The 12822-nt window shown below is 61.3% G+C and carries 10 protein-coding genes and 1 rRNA gene; 5 read left to right on the top strand and 6 right to left on the bottom strand.

Going from position 1 to position 12822, the window contains the following annotated elements; translation table 11 throughout:
- Together VHX65_01735 and VHX65_01730 are read left to right on the top strand one after the other, a co-directional pair.
- Positions 1 to 274: hypothetical protein (locus tag VHX65_01735; GenBank protein HEX3997247.1), on the top strand; the 274-nt coding region annotated here is incomplete at its 5' end.
- 155 nt (positions 275 to 429) lie between these two features.
- The gene (locus tag VHX65_01730; protein ID HEX3997246.1) at positions 430 to 1713 is read left to right on the top strand and encodes a DUF1501 domain-containing protein; all 1284 of its coding nucleotides are present in this window, start codon (positions 430 to 432) and stop codon (positions 1711 to 1713) included.
- Between the two features lie 61 nt (positions 1714 to 1774).
- Here the strand turns inward: VHX65_01730 and VHX65_01725 are convergent, their stop codons facing one another.
- The 4 genes from VHX65_01725 to VHX65_01710 form a co-directional block, all read right to left on the bottom strand.
- A complete protein-coding gene (locus VHX65_01725; GenBank protein ID HEX3997245.1) occupies positions 1775 to 2713 on the bottom strand; it encodes an alpha/beta hydrolase-fold protein in 939 nt (312 codons plus the stop codon).
- A 600-nt stretch (positions 2714 to 3313) separates the two neighbouring features.
- Positions 3314 to 4411 carry a PDZ domain-containing protein gene (locus VHX65_01720; protein HEX3997244.1) on the bottom strand — a complete coding sequence of 366 codons (1098 nt, stop codon included), beginning with the start codon at positions 4409 to 4411 and terminating at the stop codon, positions 3314 to 3316.
- Between the two features lie 282 nt (positions 4412 to 4693).
- Complete coding sequence (locus tag VHX65_01715) at positions 4694 to 5458, bottom strand: hypothetical protein (protein ID HEX3997243.1); 765 nt, start codon at positions 5456 to 5458, stop codon at positions 4694 to 4696.
- A complete protein-coding gene (locus VHX65_01710) occupies positions 5455 to 6063 on the bottom strand; it encodes a sigma-70 family RNA polymerase sigma factor (GenBank protein ID HEX3997242.1) in 609 nt (202 codons plus the stop codon). Before VHX65_01710 ends, VHX65_01715 begins: the two co-directional genes overlap by 4 nt.
- A gap of 215 nt (positions 6064 to 6278) precedes the next feature.
- On the opposite strand from VHX65_01710, the gene VHX65_01705 reads away from it, so the two are divergent.
- Together VHX65_01705 and VHX65_01700 are read left to right on the top strand one after the other, a co-directional pair.
- Positions 6279 to 6854 (top strand): EVE domain-containing protein, encoded by a 576-nt coding sequence (locus VHX65_01705; protein ID HEX3997241.1) that lies wholly within the window; start codon positions 6279 to 6281, stop codon positions 6852 to 6854.
- 34 nt (positions 6855 to 6888) lie between these two features.
- Entirely contained in the window at positions 6889 to 8121 is a 1233-nt protein-coding gene (locus VHX65_01700) for an 8-amino-7-oxononanoate synthase (GenBank protein ID HEX3997240.1), read from the top strand.
- Positions 8122 to 8139: 18 nt separating this feature from the next.
- Here VHX65_01700 and VHX65_01695 read toward each other — a convergent pair whose 3' ends face one another.
- Positions 8140 to 11256 carry a PSD1 and planctomycete cytochrome C domain-containing protein gene (locus VHX65_01695; GenBank protein ID HEX3997239.1) on the bottom strand — a complete coding sequence of 1039 codons (3117 nt, stop codon included), beginning with the start codon at positions 11254 to 11256 and terminating at the stop codon, positions 8140 to 8142.
- 329 nt (positions 11257 to 11585) lie between these two features.
- Between VHX65_01695 and VHX65_01690 the strand changes: the two genes are divergently transcribed.
- A complete protein-coding gene (locus tag VHX65_01690; protein HEX3997238.1) occupies positions 11586 to 12197 on the top strand; it encodes a Uma2 family endonuclease in 612 nt (203 codons plus the stop codon).
- Positions 12198 to 12611: 414 nt separating this feature from the next.
- On the opposite strand, the gene rrf is transcribed toward VHX65_01690, so the two are convergent.
- Positions 12612 to 12719 (bottom strand): 5S ribosomal RNA (gene rrf, locus VHX65_01685).
- Between the last annotated feature and the right edge of the window lie 103 nt (positions 12720 to 12822).

Genomic DNA, 12822 nt, shown 5'->3' with positions numbered 1-12822 from the left:
CTATGGCCATGGCGTGCCGCAGGTGCTGCGATTGATGAACGGCGGCGATTTTGACAAATCGTGCCCCACGCTGGACGGGCTCTTGGAAAGCAGCCACGGAAATTCGGCCCGGATCATCGAGGGGCTTTACTGGGCGGCGCTGACCCGGCCGCCGCGGCCGTCGGAGAAGCAAAAGATGGCCACGTTCGTTGCGAAGAGTTCGAAAGGGGCGAAAACCTACGGCGATATTTTTTGGGTGCTGCTCAACAGCGGCGAGTTTATTTTGAACCACTAACCGATATACCGGCGAAAACCGTTGCCGAGGAAATTCACCTCGCGCGTGGATCCTCCGCCGCGGAGCGGCGGGCTACGTAGACCGCGACTCCGTCGCGGATGCAGCTCGCCGAACGTCATCCATTTGCCCGGCCTTGTGCCGTCAAAGGAGCATTGATGCCCAGCCCATTTGAAACTTCACAACCCGAATTCTCCCGCCGCGATTTGCTCCGATTTTCGGCCGCCGGATTGCTGGCCGGCTCGGCAACTGCGTGGTTTCCCCAATTGGCGGCATACGCCACCGAGGGCGCTCGTTCCGGCGCCAAACACAAAAGCTGCATCCTGCTCTACATGACCGGCGGCGCAAGCCATATCGACACGTTCGATCCCAAGCCGGGCAACGGCGAATTCCACGCGATCCCGACCGCCGTGCCCGGCATCCAAGTTTGCGAGCATCTCCCCCGCCTCGCGAAGCAGATGCGCGATATCGCCATAATCCGCAGCATGTCGACCAGCGAAGGAAGCCATGCCAGGGCGAAATACTTGATCCACACAGGGTATCGCGAAGGCGTCGGCGGAGTGGTGCATCCAACGCTCGGCTCGGTCGTGTCAGCCAGGCTGGGCGAGCCGCAGCCGGAAGTGACCAATTTCGTTCGCGTCTCGTTGGGCAAATACAGCAATCTTGGGGCCGGCTATCTGGGTCCCGCCAATGCGCCGCTGACGGTCGACGATCCAACCCGAGGCGTGGAGAATCTGAAATCGGACGATTCGATGCCCGCCTTCGATCGCAAAGCCGCATTGCTCGACGGACTCGATGAAAACTTCGCCGAGCGCAACAAGGCGCCGGCGGCGGTCGCCCATCGCGAGGTGTACCAATCGGCCGTGCGATTGATGCACTCGCCGAAGGTAAAGGCATTCGACCTGACGGCCGAGAGCCCGGCGCTGCGAGCCGCGTATGGCACCAGCCGGTTTGCTCAAGCCTGCCTGTTGGCTCGGCGATTGGTGGAAGTCGGCGTGCCGTTCATTGAAATCGATCTCGACGGCTGGGACACGCACAAGGAGAATTTTCCCCGCGTGAAAAACCTCAGTGCCGAACTGGATCAAGGCATGGCGGCGTTGTTGATCGATTTGAAAACGAAGGGCCTGCTCGACAACACGCTCGTGGTGTGGATGGGCGACTTCGGCCGAACGCCCGACATCAAGGGCACCGGGCGGGGCCATTGGCCCCGGGCCTGGACCACATTGCTCGCCGGCGCCGGATTGAAAACGGGCCAGGTGGTCGGCCGCACCGACCGCCGCGGCGCCGCGGTCGAGGAACGCCCCGTCTCGGCCACCGATTTCTTGGCCACGATCTGCAAAGCTCTCGGAATCGACTACACGCAGGAGTTCCGCACCCGATCGGGCCGGCCGATGCGAATCGTCATGAAAGGCGAAAAGCCGATCGACGAGCTATTCGCGTAGCGGCAGTGTTTCCGCAACAAAAATGCGCGCCCAGATGGCACTCCAGTTCATCTGACTCCGATCACTTGCCGGCTGCGGATGTCTTGAAGAAATCCCAGATTGCTGCGGTGGCGTCGAGTTTGTCGGTCGTTGGGCCGACCATGCTCTTCGGAAGCGTGGCTTTGCCGCCCGGCCAGTTGTGCCCTTGGCCGTCGATATAGATTACCGTTAGCGTTGGGCCGCCGGATGGCGACGGATAGACGACCTTTTTCAATCCCTTGGCGTCGGACACTTGCTGCGGTTCGGCCGCGCATCCGAGCGCTTTGGCCCAAGTGGCGAGCGGTTCCGCAACCGGCGGATTCTTGCGGCTTCCCCATGGCAGCTTTACTTCTCCGCCATCGAGCGGCATCAATGGATCTTTGGTGCCGATGATAAACAGGGTCGGCATCGGCCGCGCCGGCCGTGGATTGGCGACCGCCATCGACCCGGCCACAACCGCAATCGCGGCGAATCGGTCGGACATTGCCGCGGCCAAGCTGAACGTCATGCCGCCGCCATTGCTATGTCCGACGCAAAACACGCGACGGTCGTCGTAAGGCACTTTGTCTTTGAGCGTGTCGAGCAGCTTGCGGACAAACGCCACGTCGTCGATCGCCGTGCGTTGCGAACCGCGGCGCAATTGCCCAGCGTTCCAAACGTTTGGGTTGGTAAAGAAATTCGATTCCTCGTTGGGCTTGGCGGGCAGGCCGTCTGGAGCCACCACGATGAAACCCTCCTGGTCCGACTTGGCGGACCAGCCGTCGTGGTCGAGCATGCCCGCCCCATTGCCGCCGGCGCCATGCAACGCGAGCACCAGGGGCGGTTTCGAATTTGCCTGATAGCCACTCGGCACATGAACGTGGTTCGCGCGATCGAACCCGCCGGATTGGACGACCAGGGTAAACGTGCCGGGAACCGGCGGATTCGGCAATTCGTCGGCAAGCGATCGCTGCAGGAACGGCGCTGTTCCAATCCCGAGCACCCAACACGCCGCCGCGAGCGCACATACGGATTGCCGGAGCCGAATCCAAGCACAAATTTCAACACAAGGACGACGAACTATTGATCTCATATTTTCCCCGGCTGATGGGCAAGAGCACTTTGGTCCTCGCAATTGCAGGCAATTATATATCGACCGCACAGTTGCGATGTGGCCGGGACTCTTGTCGCCGCGGGGATTTGAGTCAAATTCGACGGGTGCTCCGAAGCGAGGGCCGGTTACTGATCTATTTGCGTTGCGCGGACCGCCGAAAGTGGATCAAGAAACCGGGCCTCGCTCCGGACGAGATTTCGGCCGACATGGCACGGTTGAGCGCCGTGTTTCAGAGATGTGCGAACTATTCAGCGCGGAAGATCATCATCCGCTCGCTGACGCTCCGCTCCTCATTCCGTTCGATTCGGAAATCGGCCCGGTTTGCATCCGGGTTCGCTTGGTTGCATCGGTGGCGAATGCGACGACCGGCCCTCAAGCGGCCATGGCTGGAGCTTAACGTCGGTCCCATTAGCGAGCGTCTTCGGGGCGGCACGGTAAGCCAAGTAGGCCGCGTCTCCATCGGGGAAGTGTTTCGGTAGCCGGTTGGAATCAGCGTCCGCTTGCGCTGCCATCCGAGGCTCCATCCGCTCGCTGCTGATTTTCTTGACGCTGCCGCAATTCATCGAGAGCGCGCCGCATTTCGTCAATCCGCCGGCTCAGGTCGTTCAAATCTTGGGCCGACGGCGGCTGCGATTGCGACTCCGGGGAGCTGGGCGTGGCATCGCCGCGATCGGTATTTTGCGAACCGGGCGCGATTCCCGGATTCGCGGCGTTCGGCGGCGCCGATTGCATTTCTCGGAACCAAATTCGCACCGGTCCGTCGTGCAATAGCGGCTCGACCTCGCGCCGAATATCCTGGGGGAGCTTTGTGAGATCGTCTTCGCTTGCCTTCCAGGTTTCTTTTCCCTTCTTGACGGTAATCTCGGCGGCCTTCTTCCCCTCCCGATAGATATTGATGCTCATATCGTCGGGCAATTGCGGACGCACATTAACGCCGGGCGGCAGCACCAAGCCCGCGCCCGGATGCACCAGCGTGATGCCGTTGCCCCAGGTGCCTGGCGTATTCATGCCGAATTGTTTGAGCCACCGTTCCACCAATTCATGATCGGCTTCAGCCGAGCGTCGATTCGCCTGTGGGCTGTCCGGACGTAGCGCCGGTCGCACCGTGGCGTCGAGGGTCTTGCCGCCGCGAAGCAGTTTTAGCGTCAGAGCTTGGTCCTTGGCTGCTTCAATCGCGGCCGCTAGTTCGGGCACCGTACTAAGCCCTTTGTCGCCGGCCATGAGCAGCAAATCGTTTGGCCGAATCCCCGCCTTGCCTGCCGGACCGTCGCTCAACACACGAACCACTACGAGCCCCTCATCGTTCGGCAACTGCAATTGAGCGCGAACCGCTTGGCTGGCCGGTTCGCATTGGATCGCCAGCCAATACTTGCCCGGCGCTTTCACATCAGAACGATCGGAAGCAGGTGCGGCGGGCGGTGATGCATCCGTCGCTGCCTGCCCGGAGTTTTCACCGGTGCCAGCGGCCCGAGGCGGCGGCGCGGAGTCATCGGTTCCGTCGCCGGCCGAAACAGACCGCCCACTGGCGGCGATCAACATCGCGGCGCAAAGCGCCGAGACCAGCTTATTCCATCCGATGCGGTTCACGAAAATGTTTCTCGCTGGTTCTTCGCCAAAGATCGTTGGGGGTTGAAGTGGCCGGCGCGCATCTCGGGCCGGTTCGGTTTCATCGGCCGATCCATGGGCCGCGTGCCCACGGCCAAGGAACAAGCAAATGACAACCGACCGTCCCGCGACGCGTGTGCCGCGCCTCTTCTGGCCCGGCCCCATCCTCCGCCCCGCTGCCTCTTTCATTCCGATTCTTGCCGCACTCGTCCCTGTAGCCTCAAGCCTGTAGTCTGTAGTCTTCTTATCATCGTTATCCTCGCATCACTGCATTCCTCGATTCCCTGCCGGGACCAATTCAATTTGATCGATGGGAACCAACACGCGGCGTCCGTCGAGCAATTGTACGGGAAAGTATTTCCGCTCTTGCCGAACTTGTCCTCCAGCCCGCTCGATGGCCTGCCGCACTTCCTCGGGAACAACCGCCGCAGGCTGCGATTGCCACCACTGCAGCCGGCTGTTGTCCACCAGCGGCACCTGCATCTGTTCCACCTTGCCGTTGCCCCCTTCGGCCACGACTTGCAGGGTCTGAGACGCCGCGCTGCCAGGAACGGCAGACACGATCGGCGACTGGGTTCGGCCGGCAGTCGTCGTCAAACCACCGCGAATCCAGATTCCGAGCGAAAAGGCGACAAGAAAGCTGGCCGCCATTTCCGCCATCCATAACCACTTTCGCGGCAACGCGCGCCGCGGGCGAACCGAATGCCTTTCCGCCGATTCGATCGCTACAGCATCTGTTCCGCCGGACGCCGCCGCCGTCTTCGTTATTGCAGCGATCGGCTTCTCCGCCGCAACAGGCTCGGCGGCGATTGGCTTTTCGACCGCGGCCGCGCCGAGCAATTCGCGCCAACTCTGGGCTTCCAAAAACGCCAACGCGCATTGTCGCCATCCGCTCGGTTGCCGATCGAGCGACCGCAAAAGCGTCCGCCGCTCGGCTTCAGCCAATTCGCCATCGACCAAGCGATCCAAAAGCATCGGGTCGAGTGCGTCGCGGGGCGGTTCGGATTCGTTTGCCGACTCTCCACTCATTTCGTCACCTCAATCACTTTAAGCTTCGCCAGTTGCTGGCGCAAGTTTGCCCTCGCCCGATGCAAACGCGATTCGGCCGCACTATGGCTGACGCCGAGATGTTCCGCCAATTCGTGGTAGCTCCAACCTTCGATGTATTTCAAAAGCAAAATTTCGGAATCCCGCGGCGCCATCCTGGCCAGCGCCAATCTCACCAACCGCTGCCGCTCCTCCGATAGGAGCCATTCCAACGGATCGGCGGTTCGCGTGTCATGCTCTGTCGGGTGGAACCGATCCGCATATCGGCCAACCAGCCTTCGCCGCCGGCCGACTTTCCGCCGATACAGAAGCGATTGCCTGACCGCCAATTGGTATAACCACGGCGCGATTCGCTCCCGATTGGTGAGCGGTGCTTTGCCACGCACGACCGCCAGCGAAACCTCCTGCATCACCTCGTCGACCGCCTGCGGCTCTCCGACCCGCGCTCCAACGACTGCCCGAAGCCAGCGCTCATGCTTAACGAGAACCGCGGGCCAGTCGATTTCCGGCTGGTTCGCGCCGCCAGCGGGCTCATCGCCCTCGGCGGGCGAGGCCGAACTCGCTGATTGGGAAACCGATCGCGTCATGACTGTTAGAAAGTTACCTCCGGCCCGAAAATCTTGCGGCGAAGGTTGCTTTTCTGTGTTAAATCGCGAAAAGGAATGGATTTACGCTAACCCGTTGACTGCCCCCCGGGCTGCGAAGGATATTGTACACAACCGTAAATCGCAATAATCAGCCTGCGTCAAGGAAGTTGGGATCGGCCCACAAATACTCTCGACAACACCTCGAACTGCGAAATATGCCCAAGTCCAAAGCCCGTTGGCTCGTAAAGAGCGAGCCGGATTGCTTTTCAATCCACGATCTTGCCGCACAGCCCTCCAAAACTACCTGTTGGGACGGCGTGCGCAATTATCTCGCTCGAAACCATATGCGGGCCATGGAACTTGGCGACGAAGTGCTCTTCTACCATTCGAACGCCGATCCGCTGGCGATTGTCGGCGCGGCCACCGTCGCCCGCACCGCATATCCGGATCCGACGGCCTGGGATTCGGCCAGTGACCACTTTGATTCCAAAGCCTCGCCGGCCAACCCGATTTGGGACATGGTCGATCTGCGGCTGAAGGCGATCTTTGCTCAGCCAATTCCGCTTGAAACGCTGCGCGCCGAGCCGCGGTTGGCAAAGATGGAACTCTTGCGCCGCGGTTCGCGTTTGTCGGTGCAGCCGGTGAGCGAAGACGAATATCGAGTGATTCTAGAACTCGGTCACGCTAAGGCGACGTCGCACGATGGCGGCCCGACCGCGAAGCATAAGCTCGTTCGGCGCGAAAAAAGAGCCCGTCCCGCGGCCGTGAAGAAAAAGCGCAATCGCGCGTAGTGGCGACGAGCCGAGTCCACCGCGGCCTGGTCTCATGCAACATCCTTTAGCTTGGCTCGACGATGAGCTTGCTCGGCTCGATGCCGCCGGATTGAGGCGGCGAATTGCTGCCCGCGTTGGTCCGCAAGGCGCGACCGTTCGAATTCAGACAGACGATGACAACGGTGCCGTTGCGTCCGGCAAGGCGGCCCGCGAACTCGTCAACTTCGCCGCGAACGATTATCTCGGTCTCGCCGCCGATCCGCGTCTTGCCGCCGCGGCAAATGCCGCCGCCGGCGAAGAAGGCTGGGGCGCGGGGGCTAGTCCGCTGGTGAGCGGTTATTCGGCTTCGCATCGGCTGCTCGACCTGCGACTGGCGGAGTTCTTGGGCACCGAAGCTGCATTGGTTTTTTCTTCGGGCTTTGCCGCCAACAGCGGCGCCATTGCCGCGATTGTCGGTCGCGGCGACGTGATTCTGGCCGATGAGAAAAATCATGCCAGCCTGATCGACGGCTGCCGGCTGTCGCGCGCGGAGGTGCGGATCTACGGCCATTGCGACATGAGGGCGCTGGCCGCGATTCTCCGCCAACCGGGAATCAATTCCGCCCGCCGGCGGCTCATCGTCAGCGACTCGCTTTTCAGCATGGACGGCGATCTGGCGCCGCTAGCCGATCTCGCCGAATTGGCCGAACGACACGCCTGCATGCTCATGATCGACGAGGCGCATGCGACGGGCGTATTCGGCCCATCGGGCCGTGGCGTGGCCGAGTATTTTGGTGTCGAGAGTGCCATTTCGATTCGGATGGGCACGTTGAGCAAGGCGCTCGGCGGCGCCGGCGGTTTCGTGGCCGGCAGCCGGCCACTGATCGATTGGCTGTGGAATCGGGCTCGATCGTATGTTTTCTCGACGGCCCATCCGCCGGCCGTTGCTGCCGCAACAATTGCGGCGCTCGATATCGTGCGAGGAGAGCCCCGTCGTCGCACTCAACTCCTGGCAAATGCCGCTCGGCTGCGGCAGTCGCTTGCAAGCAGTTTCGGTTCCAATTCTGCCGCCCGCGCCGCCGGCCAAATCATTCCGTTGGTGATCGGCCCTGCGGACGCGACCATGCAATTCGCTGCGGCGTTGCGCCGACGGGGTTTCTTCGTTCCAGGAATCCGACCTCCGTCGGTGCCCGACGGCGAATCGCTGCTGCGTATCAGCCTCAGCTATTGCCACACTCCCGAAATGCTCGACCAACTTGTCGAAACGCTGCGGGACGTGCTTTGCCAATCTCGAGCTCAGCAGTAGCCGGGCGGCGCTTCGCGGTCACTCCTTCGTGATCGTTTCATCGAGATTCAAGATCACTCGAGAAACGACGGTCCAGGCGGCCAAGCTCGCCGGCGTCGCGCCGGGGGGCAGTTTCGGCGGATTCGCCGGGTCGGCCGCGGCCAGTTCCCACGGCTTTGCCCCCGGCTCCGAAAATCGCTGCCGCTCTTTTGCCAACAGCGATTTCAGCGTCGATAGCTCGACGGCGTTTGGCCGCCGGGCAACACAGCGGCGGAAGGCGAACGCGAGCCGATCATCGTCCGAAGCGCCGCCGTCGCGCAGCGCTCGTGCCGCGAGCGCCCGAGCGCAATCGACGAAGGTCGGTTGGTTTAGCGTAATCAATGCTTGAATCGGCGTGTCCGACCGGCTGCGGCGCACGCACGCGAAATCGCCGTTCGGCGCATCGAATGTTTGCAAAACCGGGTGCGGAACCGAACGATAGCGGAAAATGTATAGAGACCGGCGATATTGCTCCGTCCCTTTTTCCACGACCCAACTCTTCGGGCCGTAACTAACCGGCGGCAAAAACAAAAACTCCGGCAGCGGCGGATGCACGCTTGGCCCGCCAATCCGATCGTTCAGCAAACCACTGGCGGCCAGCGCCACGTCGCGCACCATTTCGGCGTCGACGCGAAATCGCGGACCGTGGGCCAGCAGCCGATTGTAGGGATCGCGAGTGCGCAATTCCGGCGACGCAATCGACGACTGACGATACGCCGCACTCGTGACGATCAGCCGGTGCAGCCGCTTTCGACTCCAGCCGCCATCCATGAATTCGACGGCCAACCAATCGAGCAATTCCGGATGCGATGGCAGTTCGCTCTGCATGCCGAAATCTTCCGGAGTCGCCACCAGCCCGATGCCGAAGTACGATTGCCACATCCGATTCACCGCCGCCCGGGCGGTTGTCGGCGCACTGCGATCGGTAAGCCATTTGGCCAATGTCAGCCGGGTCGGCGGCGCGTCTGCGGGGAGCGGATTCAAGAATGCCGGCACCCCCGGATCGACATGCACCGTCGGCGAGAGAAAGCTTCCGCGCTTCAGAATTCGCGTGTCGCGCAGCGTCGCCCGGCGGTGCAGCACCAATTGCGTCGAACCCTCGGGGTGCGTGGCCCAAATGCCGTCGATCTGTTTGTTGGCGTCGGCCCATTCGGGCACCGTGGTCCGCCAATAGCTGAAGACGGTCGCCTGCTGCTCGGCGGTTCGCTTGTCGCGCGGCATCGCGAGAATTTCACGCACCGCGGCGGGGACCGGATCGGCCACGGCACCCAGCCGGGTCGTAAATGAAAGGCGGAAGCGGCCCAAATTGTGGTTCTGATTGTCGTCGCTATTCCAACCGCCGTGGTTTTGCGTCAGACCGATCGTGATCTTCGCTCCGTCGGCAAGCGGTTTTTCGAGCGTGAACACTGCTTGATGCGGCACGTTGCGACGGCCAGGGTCGGCATCGGTGGCCCAAGCCGTTTCATCTTTGCCATCAATGGCGAACGACACCGGTCCGATAATGCGATGCTTCTTGGTCTTGTCGTTGTAGATCGGATCGAGATCCCGCGCCGGTGGATCGTAGTCGGCCGTGGCCTTGGCAAACTTAAGCCGCTCGACCCTCCCCTTGACTTCCGCTTCGGCAAAAAATTCCGTCAGTGCGGCGGTGCCCTGGATCGATCGGCCCGGGCCGCCGCGGGGAAGATTCGGATCGTTGAGCAATTCGAGGCGAAACGCGGTGATGCTCTTCTCCGCGATGGCGGCATGCAACTTGACAGTATGTTTGGTGGGAGCATATCCCTGAGCCAAAAACGAACCGTCGGCCTGCGGAAGATATTTCTGTCCGCCAGTCGATTCGATGTCCACACTCGGCCGCAACACCGTCCAAGGTGTCGGGTTCGCAATGGCTTGGGCTTCCCAATTGGCCATCCGCGATTGCCAATCGGGCACGCGCTGTTTCAGCTTCGCTTCGACATCGGCAATGTGGCGGAGAACGTCGGCCCGCTGCCGTTGCTCCTCGGGTGTGTAGACCGTGATATTCGCTTCATCGTCGTTGTTGAGAAAGGCGAACAGGCGATAGTATTCACGCTGGGTGAGCGGATCGTATTTATGGTCGTGGCATTGGCCACATTGGATCGTGAGCCCCAAAATCCCCTTGCCGATGGCATCCATGCGATCGAACATCGCATCCATGCGGAATTGTTCGGGATCGACGCCTCCTTCCTCGTTGATCATCGAATTTCGCAGATAGCCGGTGGCAACGATTTCGTCTTGCCCGGCACCGGGCAATTCGTCGCCGGCGAGTTGCTCGACCAGAAAGCGATCGTAGGGCAGGTCGCGATTGAGTGCGTTTACGACCCAGTCGCGATAGAACCACACCCAGCGCGGCTTGTCCTTCTCGAAGCCGTCGCTATCGGCATAGCGGGCCGCATCGAGCCATTCGCGTCCCCAGCGCTCGCCGTAATGTGGCGAAGCCAGCAACCGATCGACCACTTTTTCATAAGCGTCGGGCGATGTGTCGCGGACGAACGCATCGACTTCGTCCGGCGTCGGCGGAAGGCCGATCAGATCGAGCGTAAGCCGGCGAATCAGCGTCGTGCGATCGGCTTCGGGCGATGGCGACAATCCTTCCCTATCCAGCCGGGCCAGCACGAAGCGATCGATGTCGTTGCGACACCATTTTGCATTCTTCACCGCAGGAAGTGCCGGCCGTTGTGGCGGGCGAAATGCCCAATGGCTGAGGGCTGGATCGTCGCCAGCATGCGAATCGGGCCACGCCGCGCCTTGATCGATCCAATCCTGTAGCAGCCGAACCTGCGCGGCCGTGAGCCGTTCGCCCTTCGGCGGCATGACTTCGTCTTTGTCGTCGGACAAGACGCGGCGGAGCAATTCGCTCTTGTCGCGATCCTTGGCCACCACCGCCGGGCTGCCGCTATCTCCGCCCCGCAGCGCGCTAGCCCGCAGATCGAGCCGCAAACCGGCCGTCCGCTTTCGGCCATCGTGGCACTCGAAGCACCGGGCCTTCAACAGCGGCAAAATGTCGCCGCCAAAATCGACTTTCGGCTTCTCGTCCGCAATCGCAAGCGACGGCAACGCCGAGATAAGCAAACACGCGAGAGCAAATCGTGCCTGAAACAATTCGATGGTCCCCTCACTAGAATGCGGCCGATCGCGATCCCCCCGCTGAGACCGAATCTGCACCCGCTCTTTCGCTGCCGCCACGGGAAGGTGGGAATCGCACGTGGCACTGCGGCCGACGGTATGTCGCAAGCACCAACCAGTTTAATGCCGATCCGGCGAGCGAACAACTATTTGCCAAAGCATGAAATCGGCCAGGCGTTGGCCCTATCGGAATTCAACCGCAGGCGGGCAGGCGGGGCACGCCGCACGTATTGCTTTGGTTCGCTGCCGGACAGGGTGGTAGAATGAATCGCTGGTGAGCTACCTCGAACAGGGAGAACCAGTCGATGGCGACCTTGATTACGGATCCCAAACTCGAGCAACAACTCCGCGCGGAGCGGGCGGAACGGGGCGGCGACCGATTCGACGAAGTTTGGGAGGGCACCTACTTGATGAATCCAATTCCGAACCCGGAGCATATGGCGCTTCAGGGCAATCTCGTATGGGCATTCAAGAATGTGCTGATTGCTGTCCCGGCCATCGTCTATCCGGGAATCAACGTCAGCGATCGGGCCGACGATTGGACGAAGAATTATCGCTGCCCCGACGTGGCCGTGGTGCTGCCCGGCGGAATCGCCCAAGAACGCGCAGCGTACTATCTCGGCGGCCCCGATTTTATCGTCGAGATCATCAGCCCACACGATCGCAGCCGCGAAAAGATTTCGTTTTACGGGCAAATCGGCGTGCGCGAGTTGCTGCTGGTGGACCGCGACCCGTGGGGTCTGGAATTATATCGCCTGCAGGGCGGCGAATTGAAACCAGCCGGCGAATCGCGGCTAGAGCAGCCCGACATTTTGCGAAGCGCCGTATTGCCGCTCTCGCTCCGCTTCGTCCCCGGCGACCCGCGGCCGCAGATCGAAGTCCGCCACGCCGACGGCGTGCAGCGATGGCACGCTTGATAGCCCTTCGGCCTAACAAATCGGCGGCCTTCGTAGTGGTCACCGCCAAAGAAAAAGAATGAGAAACAGGGCAGCTCCTACAAGGGCGCCAGTCAGGAACCGGCCAAAGACGCAGCCGACGGCTGCACCAACGGATAGGAAGAATCCTAAAATGTAGAGCATTGCAGGAGTCGGCGGTCCGTCGATCGCACCAATATATAAGCAGAGCGAACCCCATGCCGCGCCCGAGCACGCGAAGAAACCAAGCAGCCGCAATACGAAGGACCGGGACATGCCACCAAAAAGCCGCACACCGTGTGCCAATTTGAGCCGATCGTCGACGCGCAGTCGGTCCCGGTGAGATGAGCTGATCGATCGTAGCCCAAACAAAAACCCCGCTGGGGTCTTTCGACCGCAGCGGGGCAATTGTAAAAAATCCGGCGATACCTACTCTCGCACTTTTGGTACTACCATCGGCTCTGAAAGCTTAACTACCGTGTTCGGAATGGGAACGGGTGTGACCTTTCAGATATGGTCACCGGAAAAAAGCGGCCGGCGCCGGTAGGCATTCCGGCCGCTTGATTCTTTGACAAGGTTTGTGGCAACTGGATCGTTGATGTTTTTCGCAGGGCTCTTTGCTGATTAA

This window comes from Pirellulales bacterium, from assembly GCA_036267355.1.
Lineage (GTDB): Bacteria > Planctomycetota > Planctomycetia > Pirellulales > DATAWG01 > DATAWG01.
The sequence above is the reverse complement of the archived record's forward strand: the minus strand, read 5'-3'. Positions and strand labels throughout refer to the sequence as shown.